Below are 21,828 nucleotides of genomic sequence, written 5' to 3' on the forward strand. Positions count from 1 at the left end.
GCGCCTGAGGCTCGCCTATGTCTGACGCTCCCGAGCCTGACCCGCCCGCGCCGAAATGCGCGGGCGGTCGCATGGCTGCATGCCTTACTCTGCCGGAGCGCCCATGGCTCGCGATGTGTCCGATTCGACCCCGATCGGTTCCAAGGACGAATTGATCTCCTGGATCGCCGCCGGCGAGAAGCCGGCCTCCGCGTTCAGGATGGGGACGGAGCATGAGAAGTTCCCGTTCTATGCGCATGACCTGTCCCCGGTGCCTTACGAGGGGCGCGACGGTAGGGGCGGCATCCGCCATCTGCTGGAAGGCATGCAGGAGAGGCTCGGCTGGGAGCCGATCGTCGATGACGGCCACATCATCGGCCTTGCCGGCCCTGAAGGCGGCGGCGCGATCTCGCTGGAGCCCGGCGGCCAGTTCGAGCTCTCAGGCGCGCCGGTCGAGACGCTGCACGATACCGCCGATGAGCTCGCTAACCATCTCGCCGACGTCAAGGCGATCGCCGCGCCCCATGGCATCGACTTCGTCGCGCTCGGCCACTCGCCGCTCTGGACGCGCGCCCAGACGCCGATGATGCCCAAGGGCCGCTACAAGATCATGGCGAACTACATGCCCAAGGTCGGCACGCGCGGCCTCGACATGATGTTCCGCACCTGCACCGTGCAGGTGAACCTCGATTTCGCGACCGAGGCCGACATGGTCAGGAAGCTCAGGGTCTCGCTCGCCCTGCAGCCACTGGCGACGGCGCTCTTCGCTGCCTCGCCCTTCACCGAGGGCAAGCTCAACGGCCTTCAGTCGGTGCGTTCGGAGATCTGGCTCGATACCGACAAGGCGCGCTCCGGCATGCTTGCCTTCGCCTTCGACGAGGGCATGTCCTATGAGGGTTATGTCGACTGGGCGCTCGACGTTCCCATGTATTTCGTCAAGCGCGGCGCGGTCTATCACGACGTCGCCGGCGCTTCCTTCCGCGATCTGCTTGCGGGCAAGCTTGCGCAATTGCCGGGTGAGCGCGCTACGATCTCCGACTGGGCGAACCATCTCTCGACGCTGTTCCCCGAGGTCAGGCTCAAGCGCTTCCTCGAGATGCGCGGCGCCGATGCCGGGCCGCCCGAGATGCTGAACGCCCTGCCGGCCTTTTGGGTCGGCCTGCTCTACGACCAGGTCGCGCTGGATGCGGCCTGGGATCTGGTCAAGGGTTGGAGCGCCGAGGAGCGCCAGGCGCTGCGCGATGCGGTGCCGAAAGCTGGCCTCGAAGCGCGCATCGGCGGGCGTATGCTGCGGGATCTGGCGCGGGACGTGCTGGCGCTGGCGCGCGGCGGCCTCGCCCGGCGGGCGCGGCTGGATGGCGCGGGGCGGGACGAGACGGGTTTCCTCGCGCCGCTCGATGCGATCGTCGCGCAGGACCGCACCCTTGCGCAGCAACTCGCGTCACGCTTCGAGGACGAGTGGTCGGGAGAGATCGCGCCCCTGTTCCCGGCGCTTGCTCTGTAAGGCATTCGAGCCGATTTCGGCAGCCATGTTAACGATTTGGCCGAATTTGTTCGGTATTTCCAAAACATGGAACGGATCAGAATGGCCATTTCCGACTTTGCCAGCGATGCGCGCGGCGCAACGGCGATCGAGTATGGCCTGGTCGTGAGTCTGATATCGCTCACGATCGTGGTCTGGGCGACGCAGATTGGCCAGTCGGTGCTGGGCTTCTTCCAGTCGGTGGCGGCCGGCTTCGGTCCCTGAAGCGCAGCGCCCGGCCTTGATCCGGCGCTACCCCCGTCCCTATTCCGCCGCTGTCTTGAAGCTTTGCAGATTGTCGAGGCTCTGGATGATGTGCTCAGCCAGCGCATTGGACAGAACCGAGGGGTCGAAGCGCGTGCGCAGCAGACCGATCTTGCAGGATGGCAGCGTCGCATAGCCATCCGTCGGTCCCAGTATGCGCATGCCGGGCCTGACCGCGCTTTCCGGCAGGACCGAGACGGCAAGCCCTGCGATCACCGCCGCGCCCACCGCTGTCGAATTCCAGCTCGCATAAAGCACGCGGAAGCGCCGGCCCTTGGTCTCCAGTGCCTCGACGGCGGCCTGCCGCCAGTTGCAGGTCGGGCGGCCGAGCGCCAATGGCAGCGGATCCTCCTCATGCACGCCATGGCGCGCCGAGGTTACCCAGAGCAGCGGCTCGATGCGGATGATCTCGCCCTGGCCGCGACTCTCGACATGGGTGATGATGGCGAGGTCGATGTCGCCGGTGGCGATCCGCTCGGCCAGCATCGGCGTCGGCTCGCAGACGACGGTGACCTCGGCGCGCGGGTTGGAGCGGGCGAAGCGGGCCAGAATCTCGGGCAAATAGCGGTCGGCATAGTCGTCGGGCACGCCGAGCCGGATGCGGCCCTTGAGGTCGGCATCGGTGAAGCTCGCGACGCATTCGAGGTTCAGCCGCACGATCCTGCGGGCATAGTCGAGCAGGCGCTCGCCATCCTCGGTCAGCTTGGCATGGCGGCCGTCGCGCCCGAAGAGCGGCCGGCCGACGCGCTCCTCAAGCCGCTTCATCTGCATGGAGACGGCCGATTGCGTCTTGAATACGATCTCGGCGGCGCGGGTGAAGGAGCCTGTATCGGCGATGGCGACGAAGGTCTTGAGCTGGTCGGCGTCGAGAACATGCGCCATGGCGGCCCCCAAACTGGATCATCAATATCCGTGTTGTGAAGCATCATAAGCATTCGTTTGGCTTATGACCAGCGGAAAGCTATCCTTTGGTCAGTTTCGAGGTCTTGCCAGCGGTGCGTCCGGGCGGGGCTTGGGAATACCCGTTATTTGGACCCTTAGGAGGTCGTTATGCTGATCATGACCATTGCCACGAAGCCGTTCGCGTCCGTTTTGGGTGTCGTCACGCGCATCGCTGCGCGAGGGTTTGCCGGCGTAACGTCGCTCACGAAAGCAATCATCCATCGCCGCGAGGTTCTGCGCCTGACAGAGCTGGACGAGCGTGGTCTCAAGGATATCGGCCTCGTCCGGTCCGATGTCGAAGGCGCGCTCGCCACCTCCTGGCTGGACGATCCCTCGACCATTCTCGCCGCCCGCTCCGGTGCGCGTTCGGGCGTCGCTTCGGCGCGGCGCGCGGAAGGGGCTCGGCAGGCTCAGGTGAAGGCTCCCGCCATGAAGGTCGGGCCGGTCACCAGGCAATCAGTCACCAAGCAAGCGGTTGCGTGCAGCGCCTGACCCCTTGGGGCTGCGCGTTCCTGTGGGCGGAGGCTTCGTGCTTCCGCCCTTTTTCATGTCCGTGCCGCAAGAGCAGGATGCGAAAAAGGGGGAACCGTTTTTCGCATTGATCCGGCTCTAGCGCCGCAGCATCCCGGCCTAGCCCTTGGGTGCCATCGGTGCCGTTGCGGCAGGGGCGTTGCCGATATTCGCCCTGTTCCATGGATTCTTGCTGATTTGAACGCTTTTACGCACCAGCGAGGCCAAGCCTAACTCAAAATTCACCAAACTCGGCAAAACCTCCTGCCCATGCCGCGCCGGGAGAGCGCGTATCATTGCGATGCGGGGATGTCGGACATGCGATTTTCGTTGCGCCTTCAGGATCTGGCCATTCGGACGAAAATCGCCATCCCCCTGATCATCATCGGTGCGATCAGCCTGGCCACCGCCATTTATGGCGGTCGCGAATATGGCCGGATCCAGAAGACCTATTCCGACCTGATTTCCCAGCGCACCACCGCGATCCTCGATGCAGCCCGCGCCACCCGCGCGATGAGCGACATCGCGCGCGATCTCTACAAGTCGATCGCCTATCCGGACTACATGAAGCAGAACACCACAGCGATCGAGGACGTGCGCAAATCCTACGATCGTGCGCTGGCTCGATTGACCGATGCGAAGATCAGCTTTCCGCAGAAGGCTGCAGATTTCGACGCGTTGGCGCGAAAATTCACGGCGTTGAAGGCGCAGGTCGACGATATCGTCGCCATGGCGGCGCGCGACGAGGATCTCGCCGCCCTGTCCGTGATGTCGCAGCTCGACAAGATGATCAGCGAGATCGTGGCGGAGGCGGACGCGCTGAACGACAGCGTCAAGGCGGATACGGAAAAGACCTCCGGCGAGCTCGACGCCGAGGCCCAGACGCTCGATTATCTCGTGCTTGGATTGTCCGCGCTCGGCATGCTGCTTGGACTGATTGGAGCCATGGTGCTGGTGCGTCAGTCGATCACGCGGCCGCTTGACCTGCTGAAACAGCGCATGGGCGATCTCGCTGGCGGCGACTACCAGGTCGCCATCGAGGGCCAGACCCGCAAGGACGAGATCGGCGCGATGGCGCGCGCCGTCCAGATCTTCAAGGACAATGGCCTGGCGGTCCAGCGCCTTGAGGCAGAGACTGCGGAAGGTCGCGAAGCCTCGGATGCGCAGCGCCTGGCGATCGAGCAGGAGCGGGCTGGGCATGCGCGCGAGCAGGAGCGGCTGGCGGCGGAGCAGCGGCAGGTCATGGATCTGCTGGCGAACGGGCTCGACCTGCTCTCGCAGGGCGATCTGACCCACCGCATCGACGCTGAGGTGGCTGCTGAATACGAGAAATTGCGCGACGACTTCAACCTCGCCCTTAGTCATCTCTCAGAGACGGTCAGAACGATCCAGGCGACGTCCGGCGATGTCGGCAACGCGGCGCGCGAGATCAATATGGGTGCCGACGATCTGTCGAAGCGGACGGAAGAACAGGCCTCATCGCTCGAGGAGACGGCGGCCACCACGGAGGAACTCGCAGCCTCGGTGAAGGCCGCGGCCACGGCCTCGAGGCAGGCCGTTGCGCTCGCCGACGAGGCGATGGACGTGGCGCGCAAGGGCGGGGCGATCGTCGGCGAGGCGGTCGATGCGATGACCCGGATCGAGGCGGCCTCCCGCAAGATCTCCGACATCATCTCCGTCATCGACGAGATCGCCTTCCAGACCAACCTGCTGGCGCTCAACGCCGCGGTTGAAGCCGCCCGCGCCGGTGACGCCGGCAAGGGCTTTGCGGTGGTCGCCTCCGAGGTCCGCACCCTGGCGCAGCGCTCGGGAGCCGCGGCCAAGGACATCACCGCCCTGATCACCGAATCCGGTGCTGAGGTCGCGCAGGGCGTCGGCCTCGTCCGCTCCGCAGGCGAGGTGCTGGAGCGCATCGTAGAGGCCTCGCGCAAGGTTTCCGCCACCGTCTCCGACATCTCGGCCGCTTCCGCCGAACAGGCCAATGGCATCGAGGAGATGAGCCAGACCGTGGCGCATATGGATGAGATGACCCAGCAGAATGCGGCGCTCGCCGAGGAGAGCGCGGCCTCGGCCACGGCCTTGTCGGACCAGATTCAGCGCCTCAACGAGCTGGTCGCGAGTTTCCGCACCAATGCCGATACTCAAGGATTGCGCGAACTCGCCGGGGTCATGGCGCGCCAGGACGCGAACTGGCAGTCGCGCCGCGTCGCCTGAGGCGTGTCAGCTGTTTGATAGCGGTGCAAAACCGCCACCTTCATGACAGCGCCGGACTGAATACGATATTCGGCCCGGCGTTGTAGGTTCAATTGAACCCGGCGAAACCGCTACTTTCAATCCGCGATGAATTCACAACCCAGCAAGGTCTTGCCGGGCAGCGCGGCGCTCTCGCGCGCCACGATGGAGACCTTGCCCGGGCCGGCAAGACCCGCGGGGGGCTGCAGCTTCTTCGCAAGCGGCCGCGCATAGCCCTTGCTGGATGTGCCGAGCAGATCCGATGTCTCGCGCTTCAACTTGTATTTCGCGGCGAGCTCATCGGCGCGCAGGCCCTTGATCAGGACGCCGACCGCGCCGTTGGCGAAAAACACCTCGTCGCTTTCGAACCCGTCGCGGCCGATCTGCGGGATTTTGTAGATCGCGGCTCCCATCGACGATGTATCGGGCTTTGCAAGCTTTTCGGCGGCTTCATAGATCGCGGTCGACGACGTCAGGGAATAAGGCGGCTTGCACAGGGCCGCCTCATAGAATGTCGAATTGGCGGCAACCGCCATGGTGCTGCCGGCCTACAGCGCAGCAATCGCTGCACAGGCTGTGGAAAGACCGCGATAGAGAGATGTGGGCGTAGGCATTGGTCAATTCCATTGGAGCGGGGCCGGATGGCCCGCGGCTGAGCTTCGGGACAAAACGAATTGCGGTGTCGGTCGACCTGAGAGCATCCATGCCCTTGTTGGAGCATTCCGATCAGGCGCGGAGCATTGCGCGAAAAAGTGGTTACCGGTTTTTCGCGTGAGCAATGCTCTCAACTTTTTGAATCAAACACGCCACGCCCTGAATCGCGCGCGCCATACCGGATCGCCAGGACCGGCTATCAAAGCAAGGGCAATTCCCGGGGGCCAACAGGTGTCGAGCGCGAGGTCGCTCTGGAGCGAGCGGGCGCTTGTTGCTTCGGCGCCCGCTTTCCTTTTCAGCGCCGGCCCGGACCACCGAACATGCCGTCGAAGATCGATTTCAGCGCGTCCTGATGGCTGTCCTGCACCTGCCGGCCATGCTCGAACATCTGGTTCAGCGCATCGAGCCCGATCGAGCCCGGTCCGGTCGCCGAGGAGGGCGGCGGCGCGTCGTCGGGTTGCTCTTCTTGCGGCTGGGCTTGAGCGCTGCGGCTCGTCGGGGCCGGCGCGGGCTGGGCGTCCGGCTGTTGCGCGCCGCCCAGCATGCCGGTCAGGATCTGGCCGAGCAGCCCGCCATCCAGTGGGTTGAGCGGGTTGCCGCCGGCCTGGCCGCCCGGCATCTGCCCACCGCCGAAGGGGCCGCCCTGGGTCTGGCCCGGAGCCTGGCTGTTGCCGAACAGCCCGCCGAGAATGGCCTCGAGCGGGTTGGCGGGGGCCTGCTGGGGCGGGGGCGATGTGGGCTGCTGGCCGGGCATCTGCCCGCGCATCATCTCGGTGAACTGGCCGAGGATGCCGCCGAGGCCTTGATTACTCGCCGATTTGAACAGCCCGCCCATCACCATGGAGGCGATCACCGGCAGCATCTGCTTGAGGATGGCCTGGCCGACGCCGCTCGTCGCGGCCGCCTGCGCCGCGACGGCGTTGCTGACATCCTTGGAGCCGAAGAGCTGGCTCAGCACATCGTTGCCCATCGTCTGGGCGTGGTTGGGAATGGCACCGCCGCCGGTCTCGAACATTTGTCCGAAGGGCGTCGCGGTCATCATCTGCGCCAGGTTCCCGAAGGCCTGGGGATCCTGCGTCTGGCGCTGCAGCCCCATCGAGAAGGCGGGCAGCAAGGCCTCGATCGCCGACTGCGTCTGCTGCTGGCTGAGCCCGTATTGCCGGGCGATGTTCTGCATGGCCTGCCCATTCTGGGCCTGCTGCATCATCTCGAACAGGTTCATCATGGCGCGCCTCCGGTTCAGGCATCGCGCCGGAAAGCGGGAGCGATGCGATGATCTATCTGCGGTCTGCCGCCGCCTGGAACGGAACGATAGCAGCGCCAGTTCGCGAGGCAAGGGAAGCGGCGCGTGACGCGCTCTCGCGCTCCAGCCGGGCGATGCCGCGATAGGCGAAGACAAGCGCGACGACGCCGAAGACGACGGCGCCGAAGACGCAGCCGATCAGCGCACCCTTCGGCCCGGCATAATGGGCTCCCACGAAGGCGAGCGGTATCGTGCCGAGCGTGGCCCGGCCCCAGCTGAACAGCGTCGAGAGCAGCGGCATGCCGAGATTGTTGAAGGCGGCGTTGGCGACGAAGAGCAGGCCGACGAAAATCCACATCGGCCCCGCGATCAGGCAGAAGAACGCCACCAGCTCCGCCGTCAGCCCCGTCGCGGCGAAGACCGTGACGATTGGCCCGCGCAGCAGCACGAGCAGGAGCCAGGCGGCGACGACGCAGGCGACCGCGAAGAGGGCCGAGTCGGTCAGGCCGCGCCGCATCCGGTCGAAGCGGCCGGCGCCCCAGTTCTGGCCGAGGATCGGCCCGACTGCGCCCGACAGCGCAAACAGCGCACCGAAGGCAACGGGCACGAGCCGGTCGATGATCGCCAGCGCCGCGATCGCGGCATCCCCGAAACGCGCCATCAGGCCGGCGAAGACGGCGTTGGCGATCGGCGTCGACAGATTGGTCAGGATCGCCGGCCCCGCGATCGCCATGGTCTTGCCCGTATCCTCCGCAAGCGCGGCGTAGGTGGGTCTGGCGACGATGTCGTGAACCTTGACCGCGCCATGGAAGCCGACCGCCGCGATGATGATGCGCGCCAGAACGATGGCGCAGGCGGCGCCATTGGGGCCGAGACCGAGCCCGAAGATGAAGAGCGGGTCGAGCACAGCGGTCGCCAGCCCGCCGCCGAGCGTGACGAACATGGCGCGCCTGGCATCGCCGACGGCGCGCAGCACGCCGGAAAAGCCCATGCCGAGCGCCATCAGCAGATTCGAGGGCAGCACGATCCAGAGAAAGGAATAGGCCACCGCATAGGATTCGCCATGGGCGCCGAGCCCGCGCAGCAGCCAGGGCAGTCCAGGCAGGACGATGATGCTCAGCGCCAATGCCGCCAGCGTCATCAGCGCAAGCGTCGAGCCGGCGAGGCGTCTCGCGCTGCCGCGGTCGCCCGCGCCGAGCGCACGCGCCGTCAGGGCCGTGACCGCGATCATCATCCCGATATTGATCGAGATCATCAGGAACAGGACGATGGTGGCGTAGCCGACGCCTGCCGTCGCCTCCGGCCGGCCGAGCCAGGAGACGTAGAGCAGCGACAGGAGGTCGACGACGAAGACCGCCATCAGCCCGGCCGAGCTGGTCGCGGTCATCACCGCGACATGACGCATGATCGAGCCGCTGACGAAGACCGCCTGCGGCTCGACTGGGCGCGCGCTCACCGCTCGGGCTCGCCGACGCCGCCGACCGCGACCTCGGCCCCGCCATCCTCGATGACCTCCTGGGTCTCGGGGGTGAGCGCCTTGGATTTGCCCTTGGGCTGGACCAGCGGCTCGGGCGTGACGCGCGGCACCTTGTTGAGCGCGGCGGCGATGCCTTCCGTGAACTGGATCTCCATGCGCTGGGCGTCGCGGTCGCGGACATGGTCGATCACCAGGCTCGCCTCGTCATAGTTCAGCCCGAGCCCTTCCAGCGTGACGCGGCCGAAGCCGAGCGCGGATTCGAAGGTCTCGCGCATCTGGTAGTCGACATTGGCCTTCATCAGGTCGATGGCGTGGATGCGGTCATAGGCGCGCGCATGCAGGCGCACATTCGGGAATTCGGCCTTGGCCATCTCGACGATGCGCAGGGCCGCGTCCTTGTCGTCGATGCAGATGCACAGGATGCGGGCCTTGCCCGTTCCCGCCGCGCGCAGCACGTCGAGCCGCGTGCCGTCGCCATAATAGATCTTGAAGCCGAACTTGGCGGCGGAGCGGATGCGCTCGACATCGGAATCGATGACGGTGACGTCGACATGCTGCAAAAGCAGCGCCTGCGTCACGATCTGGCCGAAGCGGCCGAAGCCGATGACGACGACGGAAGGCGCGCCGACGCCCTCGAAATCCTCATCCATCGTCTCGGGCGCGAGGCGCGCGAGCAGGATGCCGTCGATGAGCTTGGCGACGACCGGGCCGATCAGCATCGAGATCGCCGCCAGCGCTGTCGCGATCGCGCCCTGGCGCTCGTCGAGCAGTCCGAGCGAGACACCCAGCGGCAGCAGCACGAAGGCGAACTCTCCGGCCGGCGAGAGCAGGGCGCCCGCCCGCACGGCCTCCGTCATCGAGGAGCAGGAGGCGCGCAGGATCGAAGCCGCGACCGCAATCTTGAACAGCACCAGGAGCGGCGCGGCCAAGGCCAGCAGCAGCCAGTTGTCGAGCACGAGCTTCAAGTCGAGCGACATGCCGACCGCCATGAAGAACAGGCCGAGCAGCACGCCGCGGAACGGCTCGATATCGGCCTCGAGCTCATGGCGGAAATGCGAATCGGCCAGCAGCACGCCGGCCAGGAACGCGCCCATCGCCATGGAGAGCCCGACATGCTCCATCAGCAGCGCAGCGCCCAGCACAATGAAGAGGGCGGCAGCCGTCATCACCTCCTTGGCGCCGGTCTTGGCCAGGATGCGGAAGAACGGGTTCAGCACATAGCGCCCCGCCAGTACGATCACGGCGATGGCGAGGAAGGCTATGCCCAGACCTGCGAGGGCCTGGCCTGCACCGCCGGGCTTGGCCTCGGTCGTCGTCGCCAGCAGCGGCAGGATCGCCAGAGCGGGCGCGATCGAGATGTCCTGGAACAGCAGGATCGAGAAGGTACGCCGGCCATAGGGCTCGTTGCCGTCGCCGCGCTCCTCCAGCAATTGCAGCGCGATCGAGGTCGCAGACAGCGCCAGCGCCAGCCCGACCGCGACCGCCCCACCGACGGACAGGCCGAACCACCAGGCTGCCGCGCCGATGACGCCGGCGCTCAGTGCCATCTGGGCGAGGCCCGCGCCGAGAATGTCCTTGCGCATCGAATAGAGCCGCGAGGGCTGCAATTCGAGCCCGACCAGGAAGAGCAGCAGCACGACGCCGATCTCGGCTGTGCCGCGGATCGCGTCGGGGTCCTTGATCACGGCCAGCACCGAGGGGCCGATGATGATGCCGGCCGCGAGATAACCCAGCACCGCCGAAAGTCCGACCCGGCGGAACAGCGGCACGGCGATCACCGCGCCGGCGCAGAAGGTCAGGATCGGCGGCAGGTAGCTGGTATGGGAGACGTCGGCCATGGAGCGCTCATCGGTTGGGGGGACGGCTCCAGGGCCGACGCCCCAATCTAGGTGGTCGATGGCGATCCTGCGAGGGCTGTGCGCCCTCGACCATGGTTTATCGCAATGCCGAGCCTGCGCGCGATGCCGGTCAGGCGGCGGCCGGCGCGTTCTGGCGGAATGGCGCCAGCTGCGCCTCCAGCGCGCGGGCGAAGGCCGGGCGAGCCAGGCAGCGCGCGCGATAGGCTTCGAGCGTGGGGAAGCGCGCGAGGATGTCGTCGGGCACATCGCGCAGCACCGTCGCCATGATGAGGTCGCCGGCCGTGAAGCGTCCGTCGAGATAGTCCTTGCCTGCGAGCCAGTTGCTCAGCGCCTGCAGGCGCATGACCACCATCTCGACGATCTGTGGCCGACGCTCGATCGTCCAGGCCTCGCCCTTGTGGAAGATGTCGGTGCTGGCGAGCCCGGAGACATGCGGCTCGATCGAGTTCAAGGCCGCCAGGACCCAGGTCGTCACGCGGGCGCGGCCGGCTTCGTCCTCGGGCGCCAGCGCCGTCGATTTCCGCGACAGATAGAGCACGATCGCGCCCGATTCGAACATCTCGACGCCGCCGTCGCGATAGGCCGGCACCTGGCCGAAGGGCTGCCAGGCGCGATAATCCTCGGACGTCTGGTCGTCGCGGCCGATCAGCGTCGCCTCATAGGGGATGCCGGCTTCTTCCAGCGCCCAGCGCACGCGCAGGTCGCGGACATGGCCCTGCGCGAAGGGCGGAACCCAGCGGAAGGCGGAGACATGGGGCGTGGGGACATGGGGCGTGGAGACTTGGGTCGTCATGGCGTTCTCTCCTGGTTGTGCGAACTGGCGGTCATGCCCGGCCAAGTCATGCCCGGCCAAGCAGCCAGGAGGGTGAGACCGTGTCGCGTTTGTGCAGGGTCCGGAGCGTCGAGCGTCGCCTCCAGAGCCTCGTGCATGGCAAGCCAGACCGGCAGCGCGGTTGCGAGCCGCTCATGGCCGGCCGGCGTCAGGGCCGCCCGGCGAGCCCGGCGGTCCCTGGTGTCGGCATGGATCGTCGCAAGCCCGTCGCGCATCAGCGGCTTCAGGGCTGCGGTCAAGGTGGTGCGGTCGGCGCCGAGCACGCTGGCGATCTGGCTGATCGAGGCCGCAGTCGGGCGGTTGAGCGCCATCAGCAGCGAGAATTGCTCATTGGTCAGGCCGTATGGGCGCAATGCCTCGTCGAAGCGCCGCGCCAGAACGCGTGCCGCGCGCTGCGCGTGCAGGCACAGGCAGCGGTCGCGGACCATCAGGGTCGTCTCGAACGGGATCACGACGGCGGACATGCAATGAAAATAAGTTGATATCAACTTATCTGTCAATAAGGCGCACCGGCTGCGATGGCTGCCCGGCTATGCGGCCGCCGATGCGCGGTTTCCTTGACATCGCCCCTTTCACCCCGAAAGAAGACGCTCATTCTCTGGAACGATATCCGCGCGTGAAACCGCCGCTCGACATCCTGCTCTGTGCTCCCCGCGGCTTCTGCGCCGGGGTTGTGCGCGCCATCGACGCGGTCGAGAAGGCGCTGATCCTGCATGGCGCGCCGGTCTATGTCCGCCATGAGATCGTGCACAACAAATACGTCGTCGAATCGCTGAAGCGGAAGGGCGCGGTCTTCGTCTCCGAATTGTCGCAGGTGCCCGATGCGACGCGGCCGGTGATCTTCTCCGCCCATGGCGTGGCGAAATCGGTTCCCGCCGAAGCCGGCGAGCGCAATCTCTTCGCCATCGACGCGACCTGTCCGCTGGTCACCAAGGTGCATCGCGAGGCGGAGGTGCATCACAAGCGCGGCCGCCACATCCTGCTCGTCGGCCATGCCGGCCATCCCGAGGTGATCGGCACCATGGGGCAATTGCCGCCGGGTGCGATCACCTTGATCGAGACGCTCGACGATGTCGCCAAGCTTGAGCCGCCGGTCGGCCAGCCACTCGCCTATGTCACGCAGACGACGCTGTCGGTGGACGACACCCGCGAGATCGTCGCTGCCCTGCAGACGCGATTTCCCGATCTGATCGCGCCGCATAAGGAAGACATCTGCTACGCCACGACGAACCGCCAGGAGGCGGTCAAGCGCGTCGCGCCGCAGGTCGATGCGCTGATCGTCGTCGGCTCGCCCAATTCCTCGAATTCGCAGCGCCTGCGCGAGGTCGCCGAGCGCGCCGGCTGCCCGGCGGCGCGGCTCGTTCTGCGCACCGACGAGATCGACTGGTCGGTCTTCGGCAACATCCGCAGCCTCGGCATCACGGCCGGCGCGAGTGCGCCGGAGGTGCTGGTCGAGGAGATCATCGACGCCTTCGCGGAGCGTTACGAGGTGCGCGTCGAGACGGTCTCGACGGCCGATGAGAACGTGTTCTTCCCGCTGCCGCGCGAATTGCGCGGTGAAGCGGCGCCGACCGCGGCCGAGTGAGCGCGAGTAGGAGAGAGCGAGCTTTTGGCCGTCTATACCGAAGTACCTGATGATGAGCTGGCCGCCTTTGTGGCGCGCTACGGCATTGGCGACCTGCTGGCCGTCAAGGGCATCGCCGAGGGCGTCTCGAACTCGAATTTCCTGCTGCACACGACGCAGGCCTTCTTCATCCTGACGCTCTATGAGGAGCGGGTGGATGCAGGCGATCTGCCCTTCTTCATCGGCCTGATGGAGCATCTGGCCAGGCGCGGCCTGATCTGCCCGCTCCCTGTCAAGGACCGGGATGGCCAGGCGGTGGGCCAGCTTGCGGGCCGCCCGGCCGCGATCGTCACCTTTCTCGACGGCATTTCGGTGCGCCGCCCCAATGCGACGCATTGCGCCGAGGTCGGGCGCGGGCTCGCTCTGCTGCACCAGGCCGGCGCGGATTTCGGCATGGAGCGGGTGAATTCGCTCGCGGTGCCGGGCTGGCGACCTCTCGCCGAGCAGGCTGGTGCCGCAGCCGACACGGTCTCACCGGGGCTCGGGCGACGCGTGATGGCCGAGATCGAGGCGCATGAGCACTCCTGGCCGCAGGACCTGCCGCGCGGCGTCATCCATGCCGATCTCTTCCCCAACAACGTCTTCTTCATCAAGGACAGGCTCTCGGGGCTGATCGATTTCTATTTCGCCTGCACCGACGCCTTCGCCTACGATCTCGCCATCTGCCTGAACTCCTGGTGCTTCGAGGCCGACGCCTCCTTCAACCTGACCAAGGGCCAGGCGCTGCTGGCCGGCTATGAGAGCGTCAGGCCGCTGACGCCGACCGAGGTCGCGGCGCTGCCGCAGCTCTGCCGCGGCTCGGCGCTGCGCTTCCTGGTGACGCGGCTGGTCGACTGGCTGAACGTGCCGCCCGGCGCCCTGGTGAAGCCGCTCGACCCGCTCGAATACGACCGCAGGCTCGCTTTCCACCAGCGCGTGGCGGATGCACGGGATTATGGGTTGAGGCGATGATGATGCGAGCCTTCCCCGCGCCCCTATCTGCTGTGAGCCTGCCATGAGCGACATCATCGAAGTTTGGACGGACGGGGCCTGCTCGGGCAATCCCGCGCCTGGCGCGCTTGGGGCTTGCCCCATTCGCGCAAAAGAAAATCGCCGGGACCTGCCATGAGCGACGTGGTCGAAGTTTGGACGGACGGAGCCTGCTCGGGCAATCCCGGGCCTGGCGCGCTTGGGGCTTGCCCCATTCGCGCAAAAGAAAATCGCCGGGACCTGCCATGAGCGACGTGGTCGAAGTTTGGACGGACGGAGCTTGCTCGGGCAATCCTGGGCCCGGCGGCTGGGGCGCGATCCTCTCTTTCAAGGGCACGCAGAAGGAGCTGTCGGGCGGCGAGGCCATGACCACCAACAACCGTATGGAGCTGATGGGCGCGATCTCCGCCCTGGAGACGCTGACGCGGCCCTGCATCGTGGCGCTGCACACCGACAGCCAGTATCTGCGCCAGGGCATCACCGCCTGGATCCATGGCTGGAAGAAGAACGGCTGGAAGACCGCCGACAGGAAGCCGGTCAAGAACGAGGAGCTCTGGAAGCGCCTCGACGCTGCGCTCGGCCGCCACAAGATCGAGTGGAAATGGGTCAAGGGCCATGCCGGCAACGAGATGAACGAGCGCGCCGATGCGCTGGCGCGCACCGGCATGGCGCCGTTCAAGCCGGGGCGGTAGGGCGTACGGGCATGGCGCCGCCCCTTCCCAGCTCGGACCAGGTTGTGAGAGGATCGTCGGCCTGAACGGTTCATGTCCACGGAGTCTCGCGATGCCCAAAGCCTATTGGCTCAGTTCCTATCGCTCGGTCAGCAATCCCGACGCGCTCGCGGCCTATGCCAAGCTGGCTGGCCCGGCCATCACCGCCGGCGGTGGCAGATTCCTGGCGCGCGGCTTGCCGGCACAGGTCTACGAGGCTGGGCTCCAGCAGCGCACCGTGCTCATCGAGTTCGACAGCGTCGCGCAGGCGCAGGCGACCCATGACAGCCCGGCCTATCAGGAAGCCCTGGCCGCACTCGCCGGCGGAGCGGAGCGCGATCTCCGCATCGTCGAGGGCCTGTAGAGCACGCTGATTTTCCACGGAAACAGACCGTCATTCCGAAGCCGCGCCGCTCCGAATCCATCGTAGAGCGCCGGAGCCCTCCGATGGGTCCCGGGGCAAGCCTGGGATGACGGCGATGGCTGAGCCTCAGCGCCAGCCAAGAGCCGGCGCGACATGCTTCAGGATCATCTCGATGACATGGGCGTTGTAGGCGACGCCGAGCTGGTTGGGCACCGTCAGCAGCAGGGTGTCAGCCTCGGCGATCGCCTCGTCCTGCGCCAGTTCCTGGATCAGCTTGCCCGGCTCGGCTGCGTAGCTGCGTCCGAAAATCGCGCGGGTGTCGTCGATGAAGCCGACCTGATCGTCACCCTGGTTGCCGCCGAAATAGGCGCGGTCGCGGTCGTCCACCAGCGCGAAGATGCTGCGGCTGACCGAGACGCGCGGCTCGCGCGCATGTCCGGCCTCCTTCCAGGCCTCGCGATAGGCGCGGATCTGCTTCGCCTGCTGGATGTGGAAGGGCTCGCCGCTCTCGTCGTTCTTGAGCGTCGAACTCTGCAGGTTCATGCCGAGCTTGGCAGCCCAGGTCGCGGTGGCGTTGGAGCCGGCGCCCCACCAGATGCGCTCGCGCAAGCCCTCGGAATAGGGCTCGAGCCGCAATAGCCCGGGTGGATTGGGAAACATCGGCCGGGGGCTGGGCTTGGCGAAACCCTGGCCTCGCAGCAGATCGAGGAAGACCTCGGCGTGCCTGCGGCCCATATCGGCGTCGCTCTGGCCCTCTGCCGGCTCGTAGCCGAAATAGCGCCAGCCATCGATCACCTGCTCGGGCGAGCCGCGGCTGATGCCGAGCTGCAGGCGCCCGCCGGCGATGAGATCGGCGGAGCCGGCATCCTCCGCCATATAGAGCGGGTTCTCGTAGCGCATATCGATGACGCCGGTGCCGATCTCGATGCGGCTCGTCCTGGCGCCGACGGCAGCAAGCAGCGGGAAGGGCGAGGCGAGCTGGCGCGCAAAATGGTGCACGCGAAAATAGGCGCCGTCCGCGCCCAGCTCCTCGGCCGCGACCGCGAGGTCGATCGATTGCAGCAGCGTGTCGCCCGCCGAACGCGTCTGGGATTGCGGCGAGGGCGTCCAATGCCCGAATGAAAGGAAACCGATCTTCTTCATGGCTCGACGCCTGTCGCTGCCCGCGAACGCAGCTGCGCTCCACGGAAAGAGGGATGTCCGAGCAGCTGGCGCGGGCACCAGGCCGTCTGACGGATGTGCCCCTCATATAGTGGGCCGCGGCAGTGCTAGGGTTGCATGCGCGCACACGCTCCCATGCGCCGGTGCAGTCTTGGCAGGGACGGCGACAGGCCGTGCGGAGTTCGTCAGCTCAGCGCCTGCCGATAGACGATGAAGCCGGATTTGTCCGCGACCTTGTTGTAGAGTTCCTGCGCCTGCAGGTTCGTCTCATGCGTCTGCCAGTAGACCCGGAAGGCGCCCTTGACCTGGGCCATCTCGCGCACGGCCTCGATCAGCTTGCGCCCGACGCCGCTGCCGCGCGCCTCGGCCACGGTGAAGAGGTCCTGCAGGTAGCAAATGTCCTTCGCGCTCCAGGTGGTGCGGTGCATCACCCAGTGGACGATGCTGAGCGCCCGGCCGTCGCGCTCGGCAATGAAGCCGCCCATCGGCTCAGCGCCGCCGGTGAGGCGGGCGAAGGTCAGCTCGTAGAGCTCCGGCGACAGGGCGCTTTTGTAGAAGGTCAGATAGCCCTCCCAGAGCGGCTCCCAGGCGGCGCGGTCGCTCGCGACGAGCGGACGGATGATGACGTCTGACATGGCTGTGCCCCCAAGGCTGGCTGTGCCCCCAAGATAGGCGCCAAGGCTACCGTGCTCCCCGGGAGCTGTCTCATGACAAGGCGCGATCGCATCGATCACCGCGGCATGGGCATTGAAGCCGCTCGCGCATTTCGTGCCGGAGGCAGAGCCGGATCCGTGACAGCCTCTTCCCTTCTCCCCTGGCGGGAGAAGGTGGCGCGCAGCGCCGGATGAGGGGGCGCCGTGCCCTGTCCAATTAGCGTCGTGTTCGGCTAGGCGGAGATCTCACAGCGCCCCCTTGTATCTTTGATTTGCCAGTCGGTTTTGTACCGGCGAGGTTTGAGGCGGAAGTCAGCCCGGTCCCCCCTTGGGTGAATTGAGCCCGTGGATGAGCGAGGTGCGGCTTCCGCCTTTTTGTCCCGAACCCGGACAGCCGCTTGGGCTCGAGCCCGCATTTGCAAGGATGGGTCATGGATGAAGCTCTCGCTGTTTTCGTTGGCATCGACGTATCCAAGGATCGTCTCGACGTTCATCTGCGACCATCGGGAGAGGCCTTCTTCGTCTCTCGCGACGGCCGAGGGTTGGACGAACTAACGGCACGCCTGGCGGCCTGTCCGGTCGCCCTGGTGGTGATCGAGGCGACCGGCGGGTTTGAAACCACGGTGACGGCCGCGCTCGCCGGAGCAGGCTTGCCGCTCTGTGTCGTCAACCCGCGTCAGATCCGCGACTTCGCCCGCGCCATGGGACGACTGGCCAAGACTGACGCCCTCGACGCCGAAGTGATCGCGCTCTTTGCCGAGCGGATCAGGCCACAGGCGAGAGCCGTCCCTGCTCCGGAGGCGACGAGGCTGGCCGAACTCGTCGCAAGGCGCCGTCAGATCATCGAGATGATCGGGATGGAGGCCAATCGCGCGCGGCGCATGCCTGACAAGCGCCTCGCCAAAGGGCTCGCCCGACACATCGCCTTCCTGGAGAAGGAGCTGAGCGAGATCGACCGCACTATCGGTGACGGCATCAAGAACTCGCCGGCATGGCGCGAGACCGAAACATTGCTCAAGTCCGTGCCCGGGATTGGCGATGTCACCGCCCGCACTCTCATCGCCGAAGTTCCGGAGCTTGGCTCCATCGACCGCCAGAAGCTCGCAGCCCTCGTCGGCGTCGCACCGATGAACCGCGATTCCGGCATGATGCGCGGCCACAGAACCATCGTGGGAGGCAGAACCTGCGTCCGCAACACCTTGTACATGGCAGCGCTGGCCGCCATTCGGCACAACGGCGTCTTCAAAACCTTCTACGATCGCCTCACCACGCGAGGACGACCCAAAAAGGTCGCCATCGTCGCCGTCATCCGAAAGCTGCTCACAACCCTCAACGCAATCGTCAGAGACAACACCCCCTGGCGAACACAAAACCCTTGACCAACAACACAGCCGCTCATCCGTCTCGGCTGCGCCGAGCCACCTTCTCCCGCGAGGGGAGAAGGGAAAGCGCGCTCACTTCGAAAAGGCGCGGGGACCGCAATCCCCACCGGGCTATGGTCGGGAATGCCGCCAATGACCTCGCCGAGGCGGTTACGCATTAAGCAATCCGCTTTTGCAAAATAGTAAGCATTTGGGGCCGAAATCGAGCTGTGAAGCTCATCTTGCCACCAGCCGTTGCGAATCCAGCAGCATTGCTAGAGCAGGCGCGTCTTGACGCGCTGGCATCCTATGACGTGCTGGACACTCCGCCGGAGGAGACTTTCGACAGGCTGACACGCCTGGCGAGGCGCGTCTTCAATGTCCCGATGTCCACCGTCACCTTCATTGACGGCCACCGGCAATGGTTCAAGTCGCAACAGGGCATGACGGCGTGCGAGACCGATCGAGAGCCGGCATTCTGCAATATTGCGATCCAATTGCCGGACGCGTTGATCGTACCGGATGCGGCAATCGACGAGCGGTTTTCGGGCAATCCATTCGTGCGGGGCGAGCCCTATATCCGGTTTTATGCAGGCGTCCAGCTCCGCTCGCCGGACGGTCATGCGATCGGGACGCTTTGCACGATAGACACCCGCCCGCGCAGCTTCAGCGCCGATCACAGCGCGATATTGGCGGAGATGGGCGGCATCGCCACCGACCTGCTCGAGCTGCGCCGGCAGGTTTCTCTGGCGAAGCGGGGCAGTCGCCCGCGATCGGGCGACGCTCACGCCGTCATGAAGGCGGGACGCCTGGTTTTCAACAGAGGCAAAACATCTCTCAGATGCACAGTTCGATCGCTGTCGCCGGCCGGTGCGGCGGTTGATGTCATGTCGACGGCCGGCATCCCGGATCGGGTTGCCCTGCTGATCGATTCCGACGCGACCTCAAGGCTTTGCGACATTGCTGCGAAAGCCGAACAGCGCCTCGAATTGTCGTTCGAGAGCTGAAGACAGGGGCCTACACCTCTCCCCAATCCCTCTCACTGAACTCGGGCCTGCCCAAGCTCAGTACTCAAAGTGTCGAAGTCGGGTAAAGCCGACTTCGATGCAGAAGAGGGGTTCCCCCGCGCCCTTTGCTCGAGTTCCGACGTCTTTTCCTTCCCCGGCGGCAGGCCGGAAGCCCGCCGGAATCCGGCGCATGAAAAAGCCCGCGGCGCTGGGCGTCGCGGGCTGGCATCTGCGCGGCCGGGTGCGGCTCAGAGCTGCGTCAGCAGGTTCTCGGCGCCGGAGATCTCGGCCTTGCCGGGACCTTCCTCGATGTTGAGCGCGGTCACGACGCCGTCCTCGACGATCATCGAATAGCGCTGCGAGCGGGTGCCGAGACCGAAGCCCGAGCCGTCGAGCGAGAGGCCGATTTCCTTGGCGAAGTCGCCATTGCCGTCGGAGAGGAACTCGATCACGCCGGCGCCACCGGTCGCCTTCGACCAGGCGTCCATGACGAAGACGTCGTTGACGCCGGTGACCATGATCGCGTCGACGCCCTTGGCCTTGATGTCGGCGGCGTTGTTGAGATAGCCCGGCAGATGGTTCTTGTGGCAGGTCGGCGTGAAGGCGCCGGGAACGGCGAAGAGCACGACCTTCTTGCCCTTGAACAGGTCGTCGGTCGTCTTGGCGGCCGGACCGTCCGCGGTCATCACCCGGAACGTCGCCTGGGGAAGCTTGTCACCTACGTTGATGGTCATCGCGCCTGTTCTCCGTGAAGCCTGCGGCCTGCGCCGCGAGGTTCACGAATTAGGGCTTGGCGGCGGGGATGTCGAGTTCCAGCCGCGTCTCGACCGCATTCGGCGAGCCGCGCAAGGTGACGATGAACGGTGTCGGCCCAGACGCGCCCTTGGGCCTGTCCTTGAGCCTGACCTTGGCGAGGACGGTTCCGTCGACTTGCGGGAACAGCATGGCCTTGCCGAAGGACCACATGCCGGGCCCCTCGACGAAGACATCCTCGACCTTGCCGTCGGGCGGGGTACGCAGCATGAATTTGAGACCCGGCACGGGCGAGGTTTCATCCAGCCGCGCTTCGGCGATCGACAGCATGTCCTTGTGCTCGCCGAGCTTGGCGCGCACCGGGACACGCGCCTCGAACTGCTCCAGCCGCGGCGAGGTCACGGATGTGACGCCGGGCTCCAGCCAAAGCCGGGCCTCGCCCTTGGTGGGAATGCAGATCTTCTCGCAGACGGCATAGTCGAGCTTGAGCACCAGCATGACGGGCTTGGCTGGGTCGACCGGCTGCACCGAGACCGGGATGACGACCTCGCCGACATAGCCCAACGAATAGCCTGCGCCGTCAGGGAAGCGTTCGGGCGCCGGCCAGCGCACGTCGAGGCCGCCGACATTGTCCGAGCCGCTCCAGTCGAACACCGGCGGCACGCCGAAATCGCCGGGGCTGCGCCAATAGGTCTTGTAGCCAGGGGCCAGCGCGATCTCGATGCCGACGCGTTGTTTGCCCGAAGGCGCGGTCGCGCCTGCGATCAGGCGCAGCGACGCATTGTCGCCCTTCGACCATGACGACATCACCGCCTCCTGCGCGAGGGCAGGGGCGCTCAGCGCCGAAGCGGCGATCGCGAGCAAGGTCAAAACGAGTTTCACGATGCTGACTTATGTGTTCCGGCGCGAAATAGCGAATTCAGTCCACTTATTTTCGGCAACGATTGCGTGAAGTGCATGCCTCCAGTGGATGAAGCATGATTGGGGCGCAATCGCGATGTCCGATTTTCATGCGCGTCCCCCGGTTCCCAGCGCGGGGGAAAGTGATCTAGCATGGAGCCATGAAGATTGGTTCAAATCAGCGCGTCAGCGGCCGCAGCTATCTCGATGGGCAATGCTTGATCGCGATGCCCGGCATGAGCGACGCGCGTTTCAGTCGCAGTGTCATCTATGTCTGCGCCCATTCCGAGGATGGGGCGATGGGGATCATCGTCAACAAGCCGGCCGCCGACACCAAGTTTCCCGATCTCCTGGTCCAGCTCGACGTCATCCCCTCCGAGGAGCTGATCCGCCTGCCGAGCCAGGCCGAGCGCATGCAGGTGCTGCGCGGCGGGCCGGTCGAGACCAAACGCGGCTTCGTGCTCCACACCGCCGATTTCTTCTTGGAATCGGCGACATTGCCGATCGATGACGGCATCTGCCTGACCGCGACGCTCGACATCCTGCGCGCCATCGCCATCGGCAGCGGGCCGGAGAACGCCATCCTCGCACTGGGCTATGCCGGCTGGGCTGCAGGCCAGCTCGAGAGCGAGATCCAGTCGAATGGCTGGCTGCATTGCGCGGCTGACCCGGAGCTGCTCTTCGACGACGGCATCGAGACGAAATATCACCGCGCTCTGGGCAAGATCGGCATCGACCCGGCCTTCCTGTCGAGCCAGGCCGGGCACGCCTGAGCCTCTCCGTCATTCTCAGGCGAAGCCCTCGAGTCCGAT

Annotated in this window: 21 protein-coding genes and 1 pseudogene; 11 read left to right on the forward strand and 11 right to left on the reverse strand. The window is 66.0% G+C overall.

Annotated features, from left to right (window positions below):
- Positions 1–103: 103 nt before the first annotated feature.
- Entirely contained in the window at positions 104–1,483 is a 1,380-nt protein-coding gene (locus BHK69_RS10890) for a glutamate--cysteine ligase (protein WP_069690117.1), read from the forward strand.
- An 81-nt stretch (positions 1,484–1,564) separates the two neighbouring features.
- Entirely contained in the window at positions 1,565–1,726 is a 162-nt protein-coding gene (locus BHK69_RS31355) for a Flp family type IVb pilin (RefSeq protein WP_148663376.1), read from the forward strand.
- A gap of 39 nt (positions 1,727–1,765) precedes the next feature.
- On the opposite strand, the gene BHK69_RS10895 is transcribed toward BHK69_RS31355, so the two are convergent.
- Positions 1,766–2,647: a LysR substrate-binding domain-containing protein gene (locus tag BHK69_RS10895; RefSeq protein ID WP_069690118.1), complete on the reverse strand. Its 882-nt coding sequence runs from the start codon at positions 2,645–2,647 to the stop codon at positions 1,766–1,768.
- A 168-nt stretch (positions 2,648–2,815) separates the two neighbouring features.
- Between BHK69_RS10895 and BHK69_RS10900 the strand changes: the two genes are divergently transcribed.
- Positions 2,816–3,199 carry a DUF1127 domain-containing protein gene (locus BHK69_RS10900; protein ID WP_069690119.1) on the forward strand — a complete coding sequence of 128 codons (384 nt, stop codon included), beginning with the start codon at positions 2,816–2,818 and terminating at the stop codon, positions 3,197–3,199.
- Between the two features lie 336 nt (positions 3,200–3,535).
- On the forward strand, positions 3,536–5,431 hold the full coding sequence (locus BHK69_RS10905) for a methyl-accepting chemotaxis protein (RefSeq protein ID WP_158516189.1): 1,896 nt from the start codon (positions 3,536–3,538) through the stop codon (positions 5,429–5,431).
- A 116-nt stretch (positions 5,432–5,547) separates the two neighbouring features.
- Here BHK69_RS10905 and BHK69_RS10910 read toward each other — a convergent pair.
- The 6 genes and pseudogenes from BHK69_RS10910 to BHK69_RS10935 form a co-directional block, all read right to left on the reverse strand.
- Positions 5,548–6,063 (reverse strand): annotated as a pseudogene (locus BHK69_RS10910) (hypothetical protein).
- A 335-nt stretch (positions 6,064–6,398) separates the two neighbouring features.
- Positions 6,399–7,328, reverse strand: a complete 930-nt coding sequence (locus BHK69_RS10915; protein ID WP_069690121.1) for a DUF937 domain-containing protein — start codon at positions 7,326–7,328, stop codon at positions 6,399–6,401.
- Positions 7,329–7,380: 52 nt separating this feature from the next.
- Positions 7,381–8,802, reverse strand: a complete 1,422-nt coding sequence (locus BHK69_RS10920) for an MATE family efflux transporter (RefSeq protein WP_244548466.1) — start codon at positions 8,800–8,802, stop codon at positions 7,381–7,383.
- The gene (locus BHK69_RS10925) at positions 8,799–10,661 is read right to left on the reverse strand and encodes a monovalent cation:proton antiporter-2 (CPA2) family protein (RefSeq protein WP_069690122.1); all 1,863 of its coding nucleotides are present in this window, start codon (positions 10,659–10,661) and stop codon (positions 8,799–8,801) included. The genes BHK69_RS10920 and BHK69_RS10925 overlap by 4 nt, the downstream gene beginning before the upstream one ends.
- Before the next feature lie 130 nt (positions 10,662–10,791).
- Positions 10,792–11,475: a glutathione S-transferase family protein gene (locus tag BHK69_RS10930; RefSeq protein WP_069690123.1), complete on the reverse strand. Its 684-nt coding sequence runs from the start codon at positions 11,473–11,475 to the stop codon at positions 10,792–10,794.
- Positions 11,472–11,978 (reverse strand): MarR family winged helix-turn-helix transcriptional regulator, encoded by a 507-nt coding sequence (locus tag BHK69_RS10935; protein ID WP_069690124.1) that lies wholly within the window; start codon positions 11,976–11,978, stop codon positions 11,472–11,474. Before BHK69_RS10935 ends, BHK69_RS10930 begins: the two co-directional genes overlap by 4 nt.
- A 152-nt stretch (positions 11,979–12,130) precedes the next feature.
- Here BHK69_RS10935 and ispH point away from each other — a divergent pair, with 152 nt between their 5' ends.
- The 4 genes from ispH (at position 12,131) to BHK69_RS10955 (ending at position 15,181) form a co-directional block, all read left to right on the forward strand.
- Entirely contained in the window at positions 12,131–13,099 is a 969-nt protein-coding gene (ispH, locus tag BHK69_RS10940; RefSeq protein ID WP_244548467.1) for a 4-hydroxy-3-methylbut-2-enyl diphosphate reductase, read from the forward strand.
- Between the two features lie 24 nt (positions 13,100–13,123).
- Positions 13,124–14,089 (forward strand): homoserine kinase, encoded by a 966-nt coding sequence (locus tag BHK69_RS10945; protein WP_069690125.1) that lies wholly within the window; start codon positions 13,124–13,126, stop codon positions 14,087–14,089.
- Between the two features lie 263 nt (positions 14,090–14,352).
- Positions 14,353–14,799 (forward strand): ribonuclease HI, encoded by a 447-nt coding sequence (gene rnhA / locus BHK69_RS10950; protein ID WP_083269251.1) that lies wholly within the window; start codon positions 14,353–14,355, stop codon positions 14,797–14,799.
- A 91-nt stretch (positions 14,800–14,890) separates the two neighbouring features.
- Positions 14,891–15,181 (forward strand): DUF1330 domain-containing protein, encoded by a 291-nt coding sequence (locus BHK69_RS10955; RefSeq protein WP_069690127.1) that lies wholly within the window; start codon positions 14,891–14,893, stop codon positions 15,179–15,181.
- A 126-nt stretch (positions 15,182–15,307) separates the two neighbouring features.
- Here the strand turns inward: BHK69_RS10955 and BHK69_RS10960 are convergent, their stop codons facing one another.
- Positions 15,308–16,324, reverse strand: a complete 1,017-nt coding sequence (locus tag BHK69_RS10960; RefSeq protein ID WP_069690128.1) for an LLM class flavin-dependent oxidoreductase — start codon at positions 16,322–16,324, stop codon at positions 15,308–15,310.
- Positions 16,325–16,527: 203 nt separating this feature from the next.
- On the reverse strand, positions 16,528–16,977 hold the full coding sequence (locus BHK69_RS10965; RefSeq protein WP_069690129.1) for a GNAT family N-acetyltransferase: 450 nt from the start codon (positions 16,975–16,977) through the stop codon (positions 16,528–16,530).
- A 449-nt stretch (positions 16,978–17,426) separates the two neighbouring features.
- Between BHK69_RS10965 and BHK69_RS10970 the strand changes: the two genes are divergently transcribed.
- Entirely contained in the window at positions 17,427–18,374 is a 948-nt protein-coding gene (locus tag BHK69_RS10970) for an IS110 family RNA-guided transposase (RefSeq protein WP_069690130.1), read from the forward strand.
- A 212-nt stretch (positions 18,375–18,586) separates the two neighbouring features.
- Complete coding sequence (locus BHK69_RS10975; protein ID WP_244548468.1) at positions 18,587–19,363, forward strand: GAF domain-containing protein; 777 nt, start codon at positions 18,587–18,589, stop codon at positions 19,361–19,363.
- Between the two features lie 248 nt (positions 19,364–19,611).
- On the opposite strand, the gene BHK69_RS10980 is transcribed toward BHK69_RS10975, so the two are convergent.
- Both BHK69_RS10980 and BHK69_RS10985 read right to left on the reverse strand, forming a co-directional pair.
- The gene (locus BHK69_RS10980; RefSeq protein WP_069690132.1) at positions 19,612–20,097 is read right to left on the reverse strand and encodes a peroxiredoxin; all 486 of its coding nucleotides are present in this window, start codon (positions 20,095–20,097) and stop codon (positions 19,612–19,614) included.
- A gap of 49 nt (positions 20,098–20,146) precedes the next feature.
- Positions 20,147–20,998, reverse strand: a complete 852-nt coding sequence (locus BHK69_RS10985; RefSeq protein WP_244548469.1) for a protein-disulfide reductase DsbD domain-containing protein — start codon at positions 20,996–20,998, stop codon at positions 20,147–20,149.
- A 179-nt stretch (positions 20,999–21,177) separates the two neighbouring features.
- Between BHK69_RS10985 and BHK69_RS10990 the strand changes: the two genes are divergently transcribed.
- Entirely contained in the window at positions 21,178–21,789 is a 612-nt protein-coding gene (locus tag BHK69_RS10990; RefSeq protein ID WP_069690134.1) for a YqgE/AlgH family protein, read from the forward strand.
- The last annotated feature ends 39 nt before the right edge of the window (positions 21,790–21,828 follow it).

Origin of the sequence: Bosea vaviloviae (assembly GCF_001741865.1) — a bacterium.
Lineage (GTDB): Bacteria > Pseudomonadota > Alphaproteobacteria > Rhizobiales > Beijerinckiaceae > Allobosea > Allobosea vaviloviae.

What these genes read in the sequence shown, in the direction of transcription:
- BHK69_RS10890 (WP_069690117.1), top strand. Translation starts at nt 104, where the DNA reads ATGGCTCGCGATGTGTCCGATTCGACCCCGATCGGTTCCAAGGACGAA.
- BHK69_RS31355 (WP_148663376.1), top strand. Translation starts at nt 1,565, where the DNA reads ATGGCCATTTCCGACTTTGCCAGCGATGCGCGCGGCGCAACGGCGATC.
- BHK69_RS10895 (WP_069690118.1), bottom strand. Translation starts at nt 2,647, where the DNA reads ATGGCGCATGTTCTCGACGCCGACCAGCTCAAGACCTTCGTCGCCATC.
- BHK69_RS10900 (WP_069690119.1), top strand. Translation starts at nt 2,816, where the DNA reads ATGCTGATCATGACCATTGCCACGAAGCCGTTCGCGTCCGTTTTGGGT.
- BHK69_RS10905 (WP_158516189.1), top strand. Translation starts at nt 3,536, where the DNA reads ATGCGATTTTCGTTGCGCCTTCAGGATCTGGCCATTCGGACGAAAATC.
- BHK69_RS10915 (WP_069690121.1), bottom strand. Translation starts at nt 7,328, where the DNA reads ATGATGAACCTGTTCGAGATGATGCAGCAGGCCCAGAATGGGCAGGCC.
- BHK69_RS10925 (WP_069690122.1), bottom strand. Translation starts at nt 10,661, where the DNA reads ATGGCCGACGTCTCCCATACCAGCTACCTGCCGCCGATCCTGACCTTC.
- BHK69_RS10930 (WP_069690123.1), bottom strand. Translation starts at nt 11,475, where the DNA reads ATGACGACCCAAGTCTCCACGCCCCATGTCCCCACGCCCCATGTCTCC.
- BHK69_RS10935 (WP_069690124.1), bottom strand. Translation starts at nt 11,978, where the DNA reads ATGTCCGCCGTCGTGATCCCGTTCGAGACGACCCTGATGGTCCGCGAC.
- rnhA (WP_083269251.1), top strand. Translation starts at nt 14,353, where the DNA reads ATGAGCGACGTGGTCGAAGTTTGGACGGACGGAGCTTGCTCGGGCAAT.
- BHK69_RS10955 (WP_069690127.1), top strand. Translation starts at nt 14,891, where the DNA reads ATGCCCAAAGCCTATTGGCTCAGTTCCTATCGCTCGGTCAGCAATCCC.
- BHK69_RS10960 (WP_069690128.1), bottom strand. Translation starts at nt 16,324, where the DNA reads ATGAAGAAGATCGGTTTCCTTTCATTCGGGCATTGGACGCCCTCGCCG.
- BHK69_RS10965 (WP_069690129.1), bottom strand. Translation starts at nt 16,977, where the DNA reads ATGTCAGACGTCATCATCCGTCCGCTCGTCGCGAGCGACCGCGCCGCC.
- BHK69_RS10970 (WP_069690130.1), top strand. Translation starts at nt 17,427, where the DNA reads ATGGATGAAGCTCTCGCTGTTTTCGTTGGCATCGACGTATCCAAGGAT.
- BHK69_RS10980 (WP_069690132.1), bottom strand. Translation starts at nt 20,097, where the DNA reads ATGACCATCAACGTAGGTGACAAGCTTCCCCAGGCGACGTTCCGGGTG.
- BHK69_RS10990 (WP_069690134.1), top strand. Translation starts at nt 21,178, where the DNA reads ATGAAGATTGGTTCAAATCAGCGCGTCAGCGGCCGCAGCTATCTCGAT.